This window comes from Rhizobium sp. WYCCWR 11128 (assembly GCF_013416305.1).
In the GTDB taxonomy this organism is placed as follows: Bacteria; Pseudomonadota; Alphaproteobacteria; order Rhizobiales; family Rhizobiaceae; genus Rhizobium; species Rhizobium indicum.
The window spans coordinates 1,248,748-1,265,675 of sequence record NZ_JACCEZ010000001.1 but is presented as its reverse complement, the minus strand read 5'-3'; the positions used below and the strand labels follow the sequence as shown (position 1 = coordinate 1,265,675).

The window sequence follows — 16,928 nt, the reverse complement described above, 5'->3', positions numbered from 1 at the left end:
ATGGGTGACAAGGTTCTGACCGCCAACCGGCTGACGGACGGCATTGCCGTCTGGCTGGATGCGAACGGCAAGTGGTCCACGTCGTTGCAGGAGGCGCTCGTTGCCCGTCATGCCGAGGCCGTTGCGGCGCTGGAGGCGATCGGCAAGAAATCCTATGCCGACAACGAGGTCGTTGACGTCGCCGTCGTCGACGTTCAGGAAACCAACGGCATTCTCTGGCCGCTTCGCCTTCGTGAGCGCATCCGCGCACAAGGCCCGACCATGGAATATGCCCCGGGCTACGCTCCTGCCGATCCCGAATTCATTGCAGTCTGAGGAAGACGATGTACCGTTACGACGAATTTGACCATGCCTTTGTTACCGAGCGCGTCGAGCAGTTTCGCGATCAGGTCCAGCGCCGCCTTTCCGGCGAGCTCGCCGAGGACGCGTTCAAGCCGCTGCGCCTGATGAACGGCGTCTACCTGCAGCTCCACGCCTACATGCTGCGCATCGCCATTCCCTATGGCACGCTGAGCTCGCGCCAGCTGCGCATGCTCGCCCATATCGCCCGGACCTATGACCGCGGCTATGGCCACTTCACCACGCGCCAGAACCTGCAGTTCAACTGGCCGAAGCTGTCGGATATTCCAGATGCGCTGGCAGACCTCGCGAGCGTCGAAATGCATGCCCTGCAGACCTCGGGCAACTGCATCAGAAACGTCACCGCCGATCATTTCGCCGGTGCTGCCGCCGATGAGATCGCCGATCCGCGTCCTTACGCCGAAATCCTGCGCCAGTGGTCGTCGGTCCACCCGGAATTCTCCTTCCTGCCGCGCAAGTTCAAGATCGCCGTCACCGGCGCCGAGCGTGACCGCGCCGCAATCCAGGTCCATGATATCGGCCTGCATGTGAAGACGAACGACAAGGGCGAGATCGGCTTTGCCGTCTATGTCGGCGGCGGCCAGGGCCGTACGCCGATGATCGCCAAGCTGATCCGCGACTTCCTGCCCGAGGAAGACCTGCTCTCCTACACCACGGCTATCGTGCGCGTGTACAATCTGCACGGCCGCCGCGACAACAAATACAAGGCCCGCATCAAGATCCTCGTGCACGAAACCGGCACCGAGGAGCTGACGCGCCAGGTGGAGGCTGAATTCGCCGCGCTGAAGGATACCGAGCTCAAGCTGCCGGAAAAGGACGTCCAGTCGATCGCTGCCTATTTCGCGCCGCCTGAGCTGCCCGAGCGCGCCGAAGGCTGGGAAAACCTCGCCCGCTGGAAGAAGGCCGATTCCGGTTTCGCCCGCTGGGTCCAGCAGAACGTGCAGCCGCACAAGAACCCCGATTACGGCATGGTGACGATCTCGCTGAAGCCGATCGGCGGCATTCCGGGCGATGCCTCGGATGCGCAGATGGATGCGATCGCCGATCTTGCCGAGGAATATGCCTTCGATGAAATCCGCGTCAGCCATGAGCAGAACCTCATCCTGCCGCATGTGGCGCTTGCCGATCTCGAAGCCGTCTATCGCGGCCTCGTCGCCATCAATCTTGCCGAAGCCAATGCCGGCCTGATCACCGATATCATTGCCTGTCCGGGGCTGGACTACTGCGCGCTCGCCAATGCGCGCTCCATTCCGCTGGCGCAGGAAATCTCCCGCCGCTTCGGCAATGCCGAACGCCAGGCTGAGATCGGTGAGCTGAAGATCAAGATCTCCGGCTGCATCAATGCCTGCGGCCATCACCATGTCGGCCATATCGGCCTGCTTGGTGTCGAGAAGAAGGGTGCCGAACTCTACCAGATCACGCTCGGCGGCTCCGGCGACGAACATACCTCGATCGGCGAAATCATCGGCCGCGGCTTCGAGCCGGACCGGGTGACGGACGCGATCGAGACGATCGTCGACACCTATCTCGGCCTGCGCCTCGATCATTCCGAGAACTTCCTCGCCGCTTATCGCCGTGTCGGACCGCAGCCGTTCAAGACTGCGCTCTACGGCTCGGCCGCCGAAGCGGCATAAGGAGGGGATGATGACGAAGATCTGGAGAGAAACCGGTTTTGTCGAAAACGATCCCTGGGTGATCGAAACCGACGAGGTGAAGGCGACCGAGGAGCAGAAGCCACTGCTCGGTCTCGATGAACTGATCGCCAGGGCCGACGAAAGCAACGATGTCGGCCTCGGCGTGCTGATCAAGCCGGCCGACGACGTGCGCCGGCTGGAGCCCTATCTCGATCGCCTCGAAATCGTCGCCGTCGCCTTTCCGGCGTTCAACGACGGCCGCGCCTTCAGCCACGCCTCGCTGCTGCGCCAGCGCCTCGGCTACATCAATGAGCTGCGTGCCGTCGGCGACGTGCTGATCGATCAGGTGCCGCTGATGCTGCGCGTCGGCATTGACAGCTTTTCCGTCACCAACGCCACGGCGCTGAAGCGGCTTTCCGAAAACCGTCTTCCCGCCATTCCCCATCATTATCAGCCGGCGGTGCGTGACGCCGACGCCGGCAAGGGCTATAGTTGGCGCCGTCAGGCGAAGCCGGCCGCATAAGCGGCTGGTCAGCCGTTTTACCTTGACGGAACGGTAGCATGAAGAGATTCGAAGTGGCGGTGATCGGTGGCGGTCTCGCCGGCATGATCGCCGCAATCGCGCTGGCGCGCGGCGGTCGCAATGTCGCGCTGGTGGCACCCCTCGCTCCGAAGGAGGATCGGCGCACCACGGCGCTGATGGATCAATCGATCCGCTTCCTCGACCGCCTGGCGCTCTGGGAAAAGCTCCGCCCCGCAGCCGCCCCTCTCACCAGCATGCGCATCGTCGACGGTACCGATCGGCTGCTGCGCGCCCCGACCACGACTTTCCGTGCGGCCGAGGTCGGCCTCGATGCCTTTGGCTACAATTTCCCCAACAAGGCGTTGACCGGCATTCTCGAAGAGGCCGCGGCCGGCGAGGGCAATATTACCCGCTTCACCGATATGGCCGAATCGATCGAAGTATCGGTCGAGGCCGTCTCGATCACGCTTGCCGGCGGCGAGACGCTGTCGGCTGATTTTGCCGTCGGCGCCGATGGCCGCGGCTCGAAGCTGCGCGAGACCTCAGGCATCACCGTGCGCAACTGGTCCTATCCGCAATCGGCCATGGTGCTGAATTTCGCCCATTCGCTGCCGCACCAGAATATCTCGACCGAATTCCACACCAAACATGGCCCCTTCACCCAGGTTCCGCTGCCGGGAAGCCGCTCCAGCCTGGTCTGGGTGCAGGATCCGGCCGAGGCGGCGAGCCGGATGGAATTGCCGCTTGCCGATCTCAGCGCCCTTGTCGAGGCGCGCATGCAATCCATGCTCGGCAAGGTTGATGTCGAAGAGGGCGTCCAGGTCTGGCCGCTCTCCGGCATGATGGCGCATCGTTTCGGCAAGGGACGGATCGCGCTGATCGGCGAGGCCGCCCATGTCTTCCCGCCGATCGGGGCGCAGGGGCTGAACCTCAGCCTGCGCGATATCATGGCGCTTGCCGATATCCTGTGCGACAGGGCGGAATTGCCGGTGCCGGCCGATGCCGGCGAAAGCTTCGACCGCAGGCGCCGCGCCGACATCATGACGCGCACGGCAAGCGTCGATATCCTCAACCGCTCGCTGCTTTCGGATTTCCTGCCCGTCCAGATGCTGCGGGCCGCCGGCCTGCATATCCTCTCGTCCATACACCCGCTGCGCAACATCGTCATGCGCGAGGGCATCGAGCCCGGCCGCGGCTTTCGCGATATTCCGGATGCGCTACGGGAAAAGCTGAAGCGGAAGAAGGCCTGATCGGATCACGATCAGCCAGAGCGAGACAGTCACCACCGAAAACACGGTGGTGATCAGGATCGTCGCCGAGGCACGCTCCTGCCAGACGCCATATTGCTGGCCGATGACGAAGACATTGGTCGCCGTCGGCAGTGAGGCAAGCAGCACGGCCGCCTGGATCCAGACCGGCTCGAAACCACCAACCGCTGTCAGCGCAATGAAAACCGCGATCGGATGCAGGATCAGCTTCGCCGGCACGATATAGGAGATCTCAGCCGGGATCCGTTTCAGCGGCCGGAGCGCCAGCGTCACGCCCATGGCAAAGAGCGCGCAGGGAGCTGCCGCCTGGGCGAGATAGTCGACCAAGCGCTGAAACGCCGTCGGCTGGTCGATGTGCAAGGCGGCCACAGCAAAGCCCAGCGCCGTCGACAGGATGAAGGGATGCAGCGCGACCTTCCGCACGATATCGGCGGCGAGTTGGCCTGTTGAACGCTTGTCGTCGCCGGCCGCGGCCATCAGCGCCGGCGCCACGATGAAATGCAGCGCGTTCTCGAAGCAGATGATCAGCGCCACCGGCACGGCCGCGCCTTCGCCGAGCGCCAAGAGTGCCAAGCCCGGCCCCATATATCCGATATTGCCATAGGCGCCGGCAAAGGACTGGATGGTGCAATCGGCCAGCGAATTGCCGCGCACGACGCGGCCGATGACGAAAAGCAGGATGAAGACCGCATAGGTCGCCGCGATATCGGTGACGATGAAATCGACCCGCGTCAGCTCCTCGATCGGCGTACGCGAGACGAGCTTGAAGAACAGAGCGGGCAGGGCGGCATAGATGATGAAGGTATTCAGCCAGCCGAGCGCTTCGGCCGGCTGCTTCGTCGCCTTGGCGGCGATGTAACCGATCAGGATCAGGCCGAAGAACGGCAATAGCAGGCTGACAATATCGGCCAAGAGGTCTTCCAGGGCGCGGGGATGATGGGCGGGTCAGGATCTGACTTAAGCAATTCCAGCAAAAGTGTGTAGCGGTTTTCGTCCGGAATTGCACAGAAACAAGAGCAATTCCGAGTGAAAATGTGTAGTGGTTTAGCGTTCGGAATTGCTCAAAAACAAACCAGTAGAGCGTGGACTCATTCACGCGATGAGCACACGCTCTACGACCCCCAACAAGCGATTAATAGTCCCAGAAGGCCGCCACCCAACGAAAGGCATCGCCGTCGACCGCCACCCGGCCGACGGACGGGAACGGCAGGTGAGTGGCCACCAGCTGCTCGCCGGTCTCCGCCAGCTCCCGCAAAAGACGGATCCGAACGCGCGCCGCCTCCTCGGGGTCATGTTCGAAGCCGTTGAACCAGTCGGGGTGTTCGAACCCCACCGCGAACACGGCGTCGCCGGCAAACATCAGCCGGTCGCCGCCGGACGCCAGGCGGATCACGCTGTGCCCGGGGGTGTGGCCGCCGGTGCGATGGACGACCACGCCCGGCGCCACCTCGTACTCGTCATCGAACAGCCTGAAATGGCTGCGATACTCTTTGGCGAACCGCTTGGCGGTCGCCCGAAGCGCGTCCGGGAACCCCGGCGGCATGGAGACCCGGGAGAAATCGGGCGCCTCCCAGAACTTGACCTCGGCCGCCGCCACGTGGATCCGCAGGTCCGGACGCAGCTGGTCCTTCACTCCGTCGACGAGCAGCCCGCCAATGTGGTCCATGTGCATGTGGGTCAGGACCACGTCGGTCACCGACGCAAGATCGATGCCGGCGGCCTCCAGTCGCTTGATCAGCTGCCCGGCCTTCGGCAGGTGCAAGTCCGGGTCGAGCCCCAGCCCGGCGTCGAGGAGTATGGTCTGGTCGCCGCTGCGCACCACGACCACGTTCAGCGCCCAATCCAAGGCGTCCGGCGGCAGGAACATGTCTTTCAGCCAGGCCGCTCGGACGGCGGGATCGATGTTGTGTCCCAGCATCGCGGTTGGGAGCGGTAGCACCCCATCGCTGACCACCAGCACCTCAATCTCGCCGATATTCAGCGCATAGCGCGACGGAACCAACTCGTCGAGCGGGGGTCTACCGGGATGAAATGTGTTTTCCTGGCTCATGCTTGTCTCGAGGCTCATGTCTGTCTCCTTCTGACCGCCGCCTATGCGCGGCATCGACGACGCTACATGGAGGCGTGTTTGCGATCGATTGGGTCGAGGGATAAGGGCGAGTGGGTCGAGGGACAGGCCGAGCCATACCTCGGCATAGGTGCAGGCCTCGCTTTTTGCTGCCGGCGTGGTGCTGATGGGGGCGGCGTCGATCAGATTGGCGAACGCGGCAAGCCCTGCTACCGCCATTTCTCGATGAGAAATCCCGATGGTCCTTGAACGGGATCGGTGTGGGGTAAGGGTACTGACGAGATTTTCGTCAGCGTTTCGCTAGAAGCAGCCGAAGTCTGAATGTCGGCATGCTGTCCCTTAGGATAAGCGCCGATGACCTGGAAGTTCGACGTGCAGCCGAGATTCTGATGCCCTGTCCCGGCTGGAAGCACCAGACAGTCTCCGGCCGCCACCGCTATTGCTTGACCGCCGGGACCACCAATCAGCAGCGTGGCGCTACCAAGTCCAATCCCCAGCACTTCATGGGCACCGGAATGGTAGTGCTGATAATCGAAGACACCGTTTGCCCAGATGCCTGTCCAACCGTTTGCCGCGAAGCGACGTTCGAAATCGGTCGGTCCGCCGTCGGCAAACAGCCCTCTGTAAAGCAATACAGGAAGATGCGGGTTGTTCGGGACCCAGTCGCTCGGCTCGAAAATTATCGTCTCGATGTTCATGCTGAATTCCCAAGGTAGTGGTCGATTGCCGCGACGCAACGGCCATCGAGCCGTCGACGTTGTTCGCCCAAGTCTTTCGTTGCGTTTTCCATTGAACTCATCTGCGCTGATGGCTCGAGGCTAAACCTTGGCGGTCGCCAGCGGTTCCTTGACGTGCCGTGGTTTCGGAGACGACGCATTGAGGTTAAGCTCATCAATGATGTTGGGATCGCCGGCGGCGGCCACGAATGTGGGGAACCATTCGAGGCCGGTTATGATGCCGTTTTGCAGACTGCCGGGAGGCACCTTGCCGGGCCAACGGACCATGGTAGGCGCGCGAAAGATCAAGGCTACTTCGAGCACCGTCTTTTCGATAAGCTACTGGTCTGCGAAAGGGTGAGAATTGGAGGGCTTTGGAAAGGCCGCCAAAATAGCCCGCCACTGCAGCGCATCGCGGAGACAACTTCCAACGAAGACGGTGCAGTGGCCGGTCGGTGAAGTCCGTCAGAGCGTGTCGATCAGGCCTCCGTCCACGCGCATCGAAGCTCCAGTCGTGGCGGACGCCAAAGGGGAGGCCAGATAGGTGACGAGATTGGCAATTTCCTCGACGCTCGCGGCGCGTTGGATGATCGAACCGGCGCGGTGCTTCTTGACGAAATCCGCCGCCACCTCCTCGATCGGTTTCCCTGTCTTCGCACGTTCCTCGGCGAGCATCGCCTCGACGCCTTCGGACAGCGTGGGGCCGGGAAGGACGGAGTTCACGGTGACGCCCGTGCCAGCCATGCGTTTGGCAAGGCCGCGGGCAACCGCGATGTCTGCGGTCTTGCTGACACCGTAGTGGATCATCTCGACCGGTATGTTAAAGCCGGATTCCGACGCGATGAAGATGACGCGGCCCCAATCGAGCTTCTGCATGCCCGGAAGATATACGCGCGAAAGCCTGACGGCGGACATGACGTTCACCTGCCAGTGGCGGTCCCATACCTCGTCGTCCGCATCGAAGAAGTCTAGCGGCTGGAAGATGCCCGCGTTGTTGATGAGGATATCCACGTGAGGAACTTGGGCGACAAGAGCGTCACATCCGCCAGCGGTTGCGAGATCCGCTGCCGCCGCGGTCACGCTTCCCTTGGCGCCTTCGCCTTTCAGGCGGTCGGCGGCCTTCGCGGTCTTTTCCTCGGACCGGCCGTTGACCACCACGTTCGCACCCGCCCTCGCGAGCTGGCGGACGATTGCGTATCCAATGCCTTCGGTGGATCCGGTAACCAGAGCGGTCTTGCCTGTAAGGTCGATCTTCATCTTCTGCTCCTGTGAGGTTGGATGACAGAACGTATGAACTGGCGACCGGTCTCGCAACAGCCCACGATGCGGATAATCCTCTCGCGAGAGGATGATGTCGACGGCTGCGTGCTCCCCGGCATGGGCGGGCTGCAATCCGACGGACCCGATTTGAAATGGTGCGCCGGGGCGGCGCAAGCCAATGAGCTGGCACAACAACATCCGCGGGGCTGCGCTCCAACCTGAAGACGTGGCTCGCTTGCAAGATTCCGCGTTCACTGGTTGTCCCAATACGATCTTGGGCGCCCTCTCAGACGACGACTGCGTGCGATTTCCTGGCGTATCGTCCAGCCAGGGTCGACGGTCACGATCCCTCGTCCGGTATGTTCAAGACCTCTCCGCACGCCTTGCAATGAACGGCGTCGGCGTCATGGCGCTGAAGGCCGCATCGGTGGCAGGAATAGGTCACCTTGTGAGGGCGGACGACTGCCTGAGCAAGCCTGACGAATAGGGAGATGCCGACGATCATCGTCACAACGGAAGTGAGCTTGCCCAGCGTTCCCGGAAGCGTGATGTCTCCGAATCCCGTCGTCGTCACCGTCGCGACCGTGAAGTATAGCGCATCGACGAATCCTTCGCTTCCCTCCCTGTTGTAGAAGAAGGACGTATAGACGAACCCGGTTGCCATGAAGAGGAACACAAGCAGATTGATCACCGCCCGGACGACGTCGAGAAGGTATAAATAGCCGGCCTTGCGCAGCAAGTCCTTGAGCAGCGGACTCGTGCCGATCGCCCAGAGCCGCATGATCCGCAGGAAAGCGAAATTGAAGAGCAGGTCCGGCAGCAACAGCGTGGCCAGCACCACGAAGTCGATCCAGGTCATCGGCCGCCGAATCCACTCGCGCACAGAGTATGCGGCGACCGCCCGGCCGACCATCTCGGCGGCGATCCACACTGCTATCGCATAGTCGATGATCAGATAGGACGGACCGGATCGCAGGTACGGGCCGAGCAGGAAGAAGGCGAGAATGGCGACGTCAATGGCAGCAAATACCAGCCGAAAGGTGACCGCCTGCCTGCCGTCGGCCCTATCGAGCCTTCGCAGCACCTGACGAAGCGAATTCTGCCGAGAGCCGTTGTCGGATTCGAAGGTTTTCATCCAGGGAATGTAGATCCCTCATTGGCGTCCGCAAGTCGCCAAGAGATCGAACTCCTCGGTGACAGTCTTTCTGCTCGACCACTCTTTCGCTCCGGGCCGAATTCGTGGCCAGTTTGCGTGAGAGCTATTGATGCTGGTCGAAATCTTAGATCAGCATCGCCAGCGCCTTTGCCGATGACGTAGGGCGATCCTTGTCCGGCAATTCGTTGTTTTCGTCTGGACAAGACTTGCACTGCAGGGGCGCCTCGATCTCAGGCGACGGACCATCCACCGTCCACCAGCAGGTTCGCGCCGGTGATCAGGCTCGCGGCCGGGGATGCAAGGAAGACCACGGCGCCCACCACATCATCGGTTTCACCGATCCGGCCGAGCGGAATGTGACCAAGCGTCGCTTCGCGATTGTCGGCATCGGATAGAAAAGGTGCTGTGCCATCGGTGTGAATGAACGTCGGCGATACGGTATTTACGGTGACATTATAGCGTGCCCATTCGGCTGCGAGGCAGCGCGTAAGGTGATTGATCGCCGCCTTGCTCATGCAATAGATTGCCTCGCCGCGCAGTGCCACGGTACCGGCCTGTGAGCTGATGTTGATGATCCGGCCGCCATTGCGTTTGATCATGTGCCGGCCCACAGCCTGCGTCATCAGAAAGGTACCCTTGATGTTGACATCGAGTATCTCGTTAAGATCCTTCTCCTCAACGAGTTCCGCGAGATTGCCCGGAGCCACGCCGACATTATTGACGAGGATGTCGATCCGACCGAACGTCGCAAGCGCCGCGTCGACGGCTTGCGCGATATGGGCCTTGTTGGGAATGGCCAGTTCAACGGGCAGAACCTTTCGTCCCGCGCCCTCCAGTTCAGCAACCAGGCTCGCCGACGCTGCGACATCGCGGACCCCCAAAACAATATCGGAACCTGCTGCGGCACAGGCAAGTGCGCAAGCTCGACCGATGCCACGGCTCGCTCCCGTCACTAAGGTCACCTTGCCCTCAAGGCTGAAGTCCGGCGCATTCTTCTGCATCACGATGCCTCCCTCGATGAAGCTCATTTATGGCAGCGTCGGCGTGCGGATGCCAGAGGTTCTGCGAGTGCGGAGGAGTGTCCCTTTGACCAATGGGCTATAGCGCAACGTGGAACGCTTTTCTCGATAGGCCCCGCAAAAAGCCGCATTGCCCGTCGGTTCCTGCACACGACGACCGACGGCGCTGGAGGACGCGGAGGAGCCCATGCACCTGCACGATGGCCTGGAACATCGGCAACCGGTGGCCTAGCCGATCTGCATCAGGATCGGAAAGGTCTGCTGGAACCAGATCGCCACATTGCTGACCCATCCGAACAGGAAGGCGAGACCGGTAAGCACGAGGAACAGACCCATCACCTTTTCCACCGTGCCGAGATGGCGGCGGAAGCGCGACAGGAAGCGCATGAAGGCGCCGGAAAAGCCGGCGGCGATCCAGAAGGGGATGGCAAGGCCGAGCGAATAGATGGCGAGCAGCCCGGCGCCGGAGCCGACCGTCTCGCGCGAGGCGGCAACGCCGAGGATGGCCCCGAGCACCGGGCCGATGCAGGGCGTCCAGCCGAAGGCGAAGGCAAGGCCCATGATATAGGCGCCTGTCAGCGTCGCCGGCTTGCCGCTGCCCTGGAAGCGCGCCTCACGCGCCAGCACCCCGATTCGAAAGAGGCCAAGGAAGTTCAGCCCCATGACGATGATGATCAGCCCGCCGATCTTCGACAGCAGGTCGAGATGCTGGCGAAGCGCCATGCCGATGCTCGAAGCACCGGCGCCGAGTGCCACGAAGACGGTGGCAAAGCCGAGCGTGAACAGCAGAGCCGAGAAAAACACGCCGCGCCTGACGTCGGGCGCCACCGCCACCGCACCGCCGCCGCGGAACTGCTCGACGGAAATGCCGGCCATATAGCAGAGATAGGGCGGAACGAGGGGCAGCACGCAGGGCGACAGGAAGGAAAGCGCCCCGGCAATGAGCGCGCTCCACAGGGAAATATCGGCAATCGACACGCATTCTCTCCGGCTGCAATCTGCGTGATGTTCCTAGCTTTGCAGCCAAGCGATTGCCAATCACCTTTTTGCGCGCGCAAGAAATCTGTCTTCGCTCGTGCAGGACATCGGTCTTTGCACGCAAGCCATTTGTCTTTGCGCCCGCAAGAAATGTGCCGGGCGCAGAAAAAGGCAAATTTTTCGGTTGACCGCAATGGGTCGCCTGCCTATGTTCCGCCCACTTCCAGCCGGGGTGGTCACACCCGCGGAGAGGGAGAGCGTAGCTCAGCTGGTAGAGCAACTGACTTTTAATCAGTAGGTCTCGGGTTCGAACCCCGACGCTCTCACCAAAATTTCAAGCAATATCAATACTGTAGTATGTGTAAAGGGCGTCAGTGATTGGGGCCCTTTTACGCACTTTACGGCACATGACGCAGTTTTACGGCACATGACACATGGGCATGTAAAAAAACCGCCGGCTGGTGAGGCCGACGGCTACATATCGTACGAAACGCGCCCGCAGTGCAGGTCGCTTGGTGCTTAAGGCTGTCCAGCGGCCTCGACCAGAAATTCACTCATCTTTGCTGCCACGTCCTGCTCGCTGACGTTCTGACCAACCGCTTGAAGATCCGCCATAGCTTTCGAGAGAACTCCAGCGTCTCCACCCCCTTTAAAGCGGGCATCAGTGATTTCAGCGCCGTAGCCCGCAACATCATCCCGACCAATGAGGCCTGCAATCCATTGCGCCAAAAGCTTGTCCATGCGAGATTTGAGCTTGATGGACCTCTCGGCGTCTTGGAAGTATTGATCCTCCATCGCCTTTTTGCGGTCTCCTAAGTCGGCCATCGTTGTTTCTCCCTGATTTGTGTCATCTCCGCCTACAGAGTATTTTTAGCACATTAAACGCCACACCATCTGATTTAACGTGATGATTGGCGTTCACGACGAAGTCATCATCTCTTTGGACATCGTGTGCACGGGATTCTATCCGCACCTGCCGCAAGCGAGAGCCTCACGAAGCATCGCTTTTCGTAATCATGAACGGGTTGGCAAGCGCCGGTATAAATTTCACGGAAAGAAGCGATCCTAGATCAACAGTCGCAATAACGCGCCCTCATCCTTCACGCCATGCTGGTACGAATGGATAACCCGCCGAGCCAGATCTTCACGCTCGGTGTCTGTTGTGATTCGTCGCACTGAACTGATGTGGTCGAATACTCTCTGGCAGAGAGCAACCTCTTCGTCGCCCAACACTGTTTGTGCTTCGGCTATCTGGGATAGGATCATGATCGCTCTCACTTCCTTCGGATCGATAGGAGGGTGGAACATCTGCTTTTTGAGCGAATGAAGGGAGACACAAGGTCGTGAGGTCTCGCGCCTATTTTCGGGATAGGTCTTTGTCCCAATCTGACAACTAGTTCTCGTTCGGCCCGCTCCACACATAGGCAGACGCCGGCTTTCTCTGGGCATTCCAGATCACTTCGTACCCCATCTTCTCAAGCGACAGTAAAGCGCCAAGCCTGTCGTCATCTGACAGGCTTCGCAGAGAAACGTTAAGTGCGTCCAAGCCACCTAAATTGTAGAGGTTCACGAATACATCGAGTGCCATTGTTGTTCTCCCTGTGGAGCAGTATAACACAAGAGGAGAGGAATATTTTCTTTATGCATAGATAAATATTTCATAAATCTATTCGTTCTTCACGAATTATTTATGGTTTTCTTCATTAGGGTGTGGATGTTGACATGGGCAGCGCCTTGCGTCTTTACCGCTGGAATTGAGCTTCGCGGAAATCCGCTGAGACTCAGGAACCAATTTCCACTGCGATCCGTTTTCTCCTCATCAACAACAGGAGAAATCCACCATGGATTGGAATCGTATCGAAGGAAACTGGAAGCAGGCGAAGGGCAAGGTCAAGGAGCAGTGGGGCAAACTCACCGACGATGATCTCGACCAGATCGCCGGCAAGCGCGACCAGCTGGAAGGCAAGATCCAGGAGCGGTATGGCATCGAAAAGGACCGTATTAAACGTGACATCGATGACTGGTCTGGTCGCCAGACTTGGTAATGCCAGACTTGGTAATGACTGAACAAAAACCCGGTGAAAGCCGGGTTTTTGCTGCCGAAGGAGTTAAGCCGGCTGATGACTGTCGGATGTCATGAATATCCGCCAAAAGCCAGGAGAAGGGCGCCGAGTGCGATAACGGCGAGCGCCGGCCAGTTTTGCGATATCCCAAGGAACCTGAGGCCTTGGCGCCGTGGTTCCAGCGTGGTGCCGCCTTGCGGCATTTTATGCGGATCACTCGGTCTTCGACCAAGCACCGAGGTAAAGAGAAAAACAAGTCCGCCGATGATGAGAGCGGCTCCGGTGAGGATTGCCCACATGATGGCCTCCGCTAGCGATGACGATGCGGATTAAACAAAATCCGGACCTGATCGTTCCGTGAATGCTACTCACGTGAACAACCGCCGCGTCGGAACCAAAAGCGCTCGCGTTGAATTTGACCGCTGAGCAATCCTGGAGATCTCTCATGGATAAGACACCGAAGACAGCCATCCGCGGAATGATGTTGTACGTGCTCGCTCTTCTCGTCCTGGGGGTGCTGGCAGGCGCCGCCTACACGATCTATGGCCATCCCGCCGATCCGTCCGAGCGACCGGCGGCCGAGACGATTCCGCAAAAAGCTCCGGCTCCGCAGTAAGATACCTCTTTCCGAGGATTGATTGATCCGCTTCGAGAGCAACGACCCCGGACGGCGCCTGCCGCATCCGGCGCCCACCCGGTTAGGTCGTATTGAAACGCTTGGGCTCCTCAGCAAGAGACCCGCAAGTGGCAGCCAATAGGGCTTTGGAGAGCAAGCCCGACATCCTGTCGCAAGTCCTTCCAACCAGTATGGAACTCTTATTATAGGAGGAACAACCTACGACAGAGAAAATCGGCATCTGCGCAGAAGCAATGAGATTGGGGAGAAGCAGTGGGGCCAGCTCTGTCTGGAATCCTGAAAGAGTGCGTCGGAACAGGGGAGTTTGCGGATGAGGGAACATGAAGTCGTGATATCAGGGGCAGGGCCGACAGGCCTGATGCTGGCAGGCGAGCTGGCCTTGGCGGGCGTCGACGTCGCCATTGTCGAGCGGCGCCCTGACCAGGGGCTTGCCGGCATGCGTGCCGGCGGTCTGAGCGCCCGCACGCTCGAGGTTCTCGATCAGCGCGGTATCGTCGACCGGTTCCTCGTGGAAGGGCAGATAGCCCAGGTCACGGGGTTTGCGGTCACGCGTCTGGATATCAGCGATTTTCCGACCCGGCATAATTACGGGCTGGCGCTGCGGCAGAAGCATATCGAGCGCATTCTGGCCGGCTGGGTCGGCGAGCTGGCGGTGCCGATCTATCGCGGCCTCGAGGTAACGGGTTTCACGCAGGACGATACCGGCGTCACCATTGAACTCTCCGATGCCGCGTTGCTCAGGGCAGGCTATCTCGTCGGCTGCGATGGAGGCCGCAGTCTGGTTCGCAAGGCTGCCGGCATCGAGTTTGAAGGATGGGATCCGACGACCGGCAACATTCTGGCCGAAGTAGAGATGGAAGAGGAGCCGCCGTTGGGCATCCATCGCACCGCCCTTGGTATCTATGCCTTCGGCAGAGAGGAGTACGAAATCCAAGACGGCAAGATCGTCTTTGCCAAAGAAGGTCCGATCGGCCTGATGGTGCCCGAGAAGAATGCCGGCGCGACGAGCGAGCCGACGCTCGGAGATCTCAAGGAAGCGCTCATTGCCGCCTTCGGAACGGATTACGGACTCCATCGTGTCAACTGGATTTCCAGGTTCACCGACATGTCCAGGCAGGCGACGGCCTACCGCAAGGGCCGGGTACTCCTCGCCGGCGATGCCGCCCATGTGCATTCTCCGGTCGGCGGGCAAGGCCTGAATACCGGTGTGCAGGATGCCGTCAATGTCGGTTGGAAATTGGCCCAGGTGGTGAAAGGCACGTCGCCTGACGCCTTGCTCGACACCTATCATGCCGAGCGGCATCCGGTTGCTGCCCGCGTGTTGCGCATGACAATGGCGCAGGTGGCGTTGCAGCGGACCGACGATCGCACCGAAGCCTTGCGTGACGTGGTAACGGAGCTGCTTGGCATGGAGGAGCCGCGCAAACGGATCGCTGCCGAAATGTCCGGATTGGCGATCCATTACGAGTTCGGCGAGGGGCATCCGCTGCTCGGCCGCCGCATGCCTGACCTCGATCTCACCACGCCTGATGGTCCTCTGCCTCTCTTTACGCTGCTCCAGGATGCGCGGCCCGTGTTCTTGAACCTCGGCCCGCCCGGCAGCTTCGACATCGGGCCGTGGTCGGACCGCATCAAGTTGGTCGACGCCGGATATGACGGCGCCTGGGAACTGCCGGCGCTGGGCTTGGTCTCCGCGCCAACGGCAGTGTTGATCCGGCCCGACGGATATGTGGCCTGGGTGGGTGACAGGATGCAGGATGGTTTGCAAGAGGCGATGAATAGCTGGTTCGGTCCACTCGGCTAAACACCGAAAAAGCGCTGACTAAGCGGCGAGCGAGTTCAGAGCGCAATCCGATATCGTCGCGGCATCCGGCATCGGTTTGCCGCGGCGTTCCCATGTCCGGCGGCTGATGCCGAAAGCCTCCCAGGGGCGCACTTGGCTGAAAGAATTGGCTAGATAATCGGCTCTGGAAAGCGCGCCGTCGGCACGGCGCTGCTCCTCTTTTCGGCTTCGGTCCCGCTGCCGCCGCTTTTCCTTTTGAAGTTTTGCTCTCTTCCGTTTCGGCACATCGAACGCACCGATTGTGCGGATATCGAGGGCGCTCCGTTCTGCGTAGCTTAAGTGCAGAGCATGGCCGAGGGCGTCGGCGGACAAGTCGGAAAAGCGCACCTTTGTCCGCTCGTAGATGACGTCCTCTATGTCGGCTTTCCCAGCCCAGGGAAGCCATCGCGCCGCCCAGCCGAGGACCAACTCAACAAACTCTTCCTTGAATTCGACAAGGGCGAGGCCGGCGATCACCTCGACGTAAATCAATGCGTCATCGGCCTCGGGCACGATGTCTCCATGGCGATGCCGGATCAATTTTTCGATCTCGCGCATCCGGCCGCGGAAATGGTTCCAACGGCTGGCCCGCATGCGGCGCTGGACGGCTTTGTAACCGAGCAGACAGTCGCCGATCTTGATGGCTGTAACATCCCGCGCCAAGCCCTCCGGCCGATCGCCTTTTGCAGTCTGCTTTTCCGATTGAGCCGCTTCATCCGGACCCACAAGACCAGCCATCGATTGTCCTTTACCATCTGCCTTGAGAGGTCGAAACGGCTTACTGTAAAGGAAGACCGAGGGGGTGATCATCCACTTTTTGCGCTGATCACACGCCATTCTGCGGATAGTCGAAGAAGCGGCGGTAGTCTCGATTCGAGCCCGACGCTTTGAGTAATCTGGCGAAAGACATTGCGGCAGCACTCGGCAAAACGCCGCTCGACGTGCAAATGTCAGCCCAGCCCCGCCAAGTAGGACGAGCGCTCTCAATCCCTATGGATCCATCGGCGCAGAGGATTTCATCGTCCCTCTGATCGCCGGCAGGAGAAGGCGCGGTTGAGCCGCCGCACTTTACTTAAGCAACGTCTGTAATCAGCGGAAGCCGAAGAAACTCAAAATCGCGAGCACGATAACGACAGCGCCGACAAGCCAGATCAAATTGTTCATGGGAAACCGTTCTCCTGTTGAGTGTCGGGCCGTTGTGACCCGATCACTTAACGGTGAGGCAGGGCTTGGAGTTCCCAACCGGTCCAATTGCTGTAGCGTGCCGCCCAATTTCCGGCTCTATGCCTTTCAATAGCTGCACGAGCGAGCATTGCTGGGTCTGAACCCATCCGCACATGCCGGGTTTACCGATGTATTCCGCTGATATTGAAAGTCCTGGTGATCCTGCCTTGCAGGCGACGTGCAGGAAGACGTGAACGCGG

General features: G+C 60.3%; 20 protein-coding genes and 1 tRNA gene. 8 read left to right on the top strand and 13 right to left on the bottom strand.

The genetic code is table 11. From position 1 onward, the window contains the following. From HX898_RS06145 to HX898_RS06130, 4 genes are read left to right on the top strand one after another with little or no spacing between them, the layout of a single operon-like run. Entirely contained in the window at window positions 1-315 is a 315-nt protein-coding gene (locus HX898_RS06145; RefSeq protein ID WP_011651871.1) for a DUF2849 domain-containing protein, read from the top strand. A gap of 8 nt (window positions 316-323) precedes the next feature. Then, on the top strand, window positions 324-1,994 hold the full coding sequence (locus tag HX898_RS06140; protein ID WP_180194231.1) for a nitrite/sulfite reductase: 1,671 nt from the start codon (window positions 324-326) through the stop codon (window positions 1,992-1,994). Window positions 1,995-2,004: 10 nt separating this feature from the next. Next, complete coding sequence (locus HX898_RS06135) at window positions 2,005-2,517, top strand: DUF934 domain-containing protein (RefSeq protein ID WP_138329556.1); 513 nt, start codon at window positions 2,005-2,007, stop codon at window positions 2,515-2,517. Between the two features lie 38 nt (window positions 2,518-2,555). Next, window positions 2,556-3,767 (top strand): UbiH/UbiF family hydroxylase, encoded by a 1,212-nt coding sequence (locus HX898_RS06130; RefSeq protein ID WP_138389247.1) that lies wholly within the window; start codon window positions 2,556-2,558, stop codon window positions 3,765-3,767. On the opposite strand, the gene HX898_RS06125 is transcribed toward HX898_RS06130, so the two are convergent. The 8 genes from HX898_RS06125 to HX898_RS06090 form a co-directional block, all read right to left on the bottom strand. Next, window positions 3,735-4,697, bottom strand: a complete 963-nt coding sequence (locus HX898_RS06125; RefSeq protein WP_138389246.1) for an AEC family transporter — start codon at window positions 4,695-4,697, stop codon at window positions 3,735-3,737. The genes HX898_RS06130 and HX898_RS06125 overlap by 33 nt on opposite strands. A gap of 220 nt (window positions 4,698-4,917) precedes the next feature. Beyond that, window positions 4,918-5,853, bottom strand: coding sequence for an MBL fold metallo-hydrolase (locus tag HX898_RS06120; protein WP_138330061.1), 936 nt, complete (start codon window positions 5,851-5,853; stop codon window positions 4,918-4,920). A gap of 209 nt (window positions 5,854-6,062) precedes the next feature. Next, window positions 6,063-6,551: a cupin gene (locus tag HX898_RS06115; RefSeq protein ID WP_180194230.1), complete on the bottom strand. Its 489-nt coding sequence runs from the start codon at window positions 6,549-6,551 to the stop codon at window positions 6,063-6,065. A 120-nt stretch (window positions 6,552-6,671) separates the two neighbouring features. Next, window positions 6,672-6,893, bottom strand: coding sequence for a hypothetical protein (locus tag HX898_RS06110; RefSeq protein WP_180193656.1), 222 nt, complete (start codon window positions 6,891-6,893; stop codon window positions 6,672-6,674). A 141-nt stretch (window positions 6,894-7,034) separates the two neighbouring features. Beyond that, entirely contained in the window at window positions 7,035-7,826 is a 792-nt protein-coding gene (locus HX898_RS06105; RefSeq protein WP_180194229.1) for an SDR family oxidoreductase, read from the bottom strand. Window positions 7,827-8,169: 343 nt separating this feature from the next. Beyond that, window positions 8,170-8,964, bottom strand: coding sequence for a potassium channel family protein (locus HX898_RS06100; protein ID WP_138329548.1), 795 nt, complete (start codon window positions 8,962-8,964; stop codon window positions 8,170-8,172). A 251-nt stretch (window positions 8,965-9,215) separates the two neighbouring features. Beyond that, a complete protein-coding gene (locus tag HX898_RS06095) occupies window positions 9,216-9,986 on the bottom strand; it encodes a glucose 1-dehydrogenase (RefSeq protein WP_180194361.1) in 771 nt (256 codons plus the stop codon). A 246-nt stretch (window positions 9,987-10,232) separates the two neighbouring features. Then, window positions 10,233-10,982 (bottom strand): cytochrome c biogenesis CcdA family protein, encoded by a 750-nt coding sequence (locus HX898_RS06090; protein ID WP_025394453.1) that lies wholly within the window; start codon window positions 10,980-10,982, stop codon window positions 10,233-10,235. Between the two features lie 253 nt (window positions 10,983-11,235). On the opposite strand from HX898_RS06090, the gene HX898_RS06085 reads away from it, so the two are divergent. After that, window positions 11,236-11,311 (top strand) — tRNA-Lys (locus HX898_RS06085). 190 nt (window positions 11,312-11,501) lie between these two features. Here the strand turns inward: HX898_RS06085 and HX898_RS06080 are convergent. The 3 genes from HX898_RS06080 to HX898_RS06075 all read right to left on the bottom strand — a co-directional run bounded on the left by HX898_RS06080 (window position 11,502) and on the right by HX898_RS06075 (window position 12,570). Continuing rightward, window positions 11,502-11,807, bottom strand: a complete 306-nt coding sequence (locus HX898_RS06080) for an ATPase inhibitor subunit zeta (RefSeq protein ID WP_180194228.1) — start codon at window positions 11,805-11,807, stop codon at window positions 11,502-11,504. Between the two features lie 240 nt (window positions 11,808-12,047). Next, entirely contained in the window at window positions 12,048-12,248 is a 201-nt protein-coding gene (locus tag HX898_RS33135) for a hypothetical protein (RefSeq protein WP_138329542.1), read from the bottom strand. Between the two features lie 127 nt (window positions 12,249-12,375). Next, window positions 12,376-12,570: a hypothetical protein gene (locus HX898_RS06075; RefSeq protein ID WP_138329540.1), complete on the bottom strand. Its 195-nt coding sequence runs from the start codon at window positions 12,568-12,570 to the stop codon at window positions 12,376-12,378. 253 nt (window positions 12,571-12,823) lie between these two features. On the opposite strand from HX898_RS06075, the gene HX898_RS06070 reads away from it, so the two are divergent. Further along, window positions 12,824-13,027 (top strand): CsbD family protein, encoded by a 204-nt coding sequence (locus HX898_RS06070; RefSeq protein ID WP_012757373.1) that lies wholly within the window; start codon window positions 12,824-12,826, stop codon window positions 13,025-13,027. Between the two features lie 89 nt (window positions 13,028-13,116). Here the strand turns inward: HX898_RS06070 and HX898_RS06065 are convergent, their stop codons facing one another. Next, a complete protein-coding gene (locus HX898_RS06065; RefSeq protein WP_138329538.1) occupies window positions 13,117-13,344 on the bottom strand; it encodes a hypothetical protein in 228 nt (75 codons plus the stop codon). Between the two features lie 146 nt (window positions 13,345-13,490). Between HX898_RS06065 and HX898_RS06060 the strand changes: the two genes are divergently transcribed. Together HX898_RS06060 and HX898_RS06055 are read left to right on the top strand one after the other, a co-directional pair. Then, the gene (locus HX898_RS06060) at window positions 13,491-13,661 is read left to right on the top strand and encodes a hypothetical protein (RefSeq protein ID WP_012757375.1); all 171 of its coding nucleotides are present in this window, start codon (window positions 13,491-13,493) and stop codon (window positions 13,659-13,661) included. Window positions 13,662-13,992: 331 nt separating this feature from the next. After that, on the top strand, window positions 13,993-15,486 hold the full coding sequence (locus HX898_RS06055) for an FAD-dependent monooxygenase (protein ID WP_180194227.1): 1,494 nt from the start codon (window positions 13,993-13,995) through the stop codon (window positions 15,484-15,486). 18 nt (window positions 15,487-15,504) lie between these two features. Here HX898_RS06055 and HX898_RS06050 read toward each other — a convergent pair whose 3' ends face one another. Continuing rightward, window positions 15,505-16,242, bottom strand: a complete 738-nt coding sequence (locus tag HX898_RS06050) for a hypothetical protein (protein WP_180194360.1) — start codon at window positions 16,240-16,242, stop codon at window positions 15,505-15,507. Window positions 16,243-16,928: the final 686 nt, after the last annotated feature.

Coding starts and splice junctions, on each gene's coding strand:
- HX898_RS06145 (WP_011651871.1), top strand. CDS start 1: ATGGGTGACAAGGTTCTGACCGCCAACCGGCTGACGGACGGCATTGCC.
- HX898_RS06140 (WP_180194231.1), top strand. CDS start 324: ATGTACCGTTACGACGAATTTGACCATGCCTTTGTTACCGAGCGCGTC.
- HX898_RS06135 (WP_138329556.1), top strand. CDS start 2,005: ATGACGAAGATCTGGAGAGAAACCGGTTTTGTCGAAAACGATCCCTGG.
- HX898_RS06130 (WP_138389247.1), top strand. CDS start 2,556: ATGAAGAGATTCGAAGTGGCGGTGATCGGTGGCGGTCTCGCCGGCATG.
- HX898_RS06120 (WP_138330061.1), bottom strand. CDS start 5,853: ATGAGCCTCGAGACAAGCATGAGCCAGGAAAACACATTTCATCCCGGT.
- HX898_RS06115 (WP_180194230.1), bottom strand. CDS start 6,551: ATGAACATCGAGACGATAATTTTCGAGCCGAGCGACTGGGTCCCGAAC.
- HX898_RS06105 (WP_180194229.1), bottom strand. CDS start 7,826: ATGAAGATCGACCTTACAGGCAAGACCGCTCTGGTTACCGGATCCACC.
- HX898_RS06100 (WP_138329548.1), bottom strand. CDS start 8,964: ATGAAAACCTTCGAATCCGACAACGGCTCTCGGCAGAATTCGCTTCGT.
- HX898_RS06095 (WP_180194361.1), bottom strand. CDS start 9,986: ATGCAGAAGAATGCGCCGGACTTCAGCCTTGAGGGCAAGGTGACCTTA.
- HX898_RS06080 (WP_180194228.1), bottom strand. CDS start 11,807: ATGGCCGACTTAGGAGACCGCAAAAAGGCGATGGAGGATCAATACTTC.
- HX898_RS33135 (WP_138329542.1), bottom strand. CDS start 12,248: ATGATCCTATCCCAGATAGCCGAAGCACAAACAGTGTTGGGCGACGAA.
- HX898_RS06075 (WP_138329540.1), bottom strand. CDS start 12,570: ATGGCACTCGATGTATTCGTGAACCTCTACAATTTAGGTGGCTTGGAC.
- HX898_RS06070 (WP_012757373.1), top strand. CDS start 12,824: ATGGATTGGAATCGTATCGAAGGAAACTGGAAGCAGGCGAAGGGCAAG.
- HX898_RS06065 (WP_138329538.1), bottom strand. CDS start 13,344: ATGTGGGCAATCCTCACCGGAGCCGCTCTCATCATCGGCGGACTTGTT.
- HX898_RS06060 (WP_012757375.1), top strand. CDS start 13,491: ATGGATAAGACACCGAAGACAGCCATCCGCGGAATGATGTTGTACGTG.
- HX898_RS06055 (WP_180194227.1), top strand. CDS start 13,993: ATGAGGGAACATGAAGTCGTGATATCAGGGGCAGGGCCGACAGGCCTG.
- HX898_RS06050 (WP_180194360.1), bottom strand. CDS start 16,242: ATGGCTGGTCTTGTGGGTCCGGATGAAGCGGCTCAATCGGAAAAGCAG.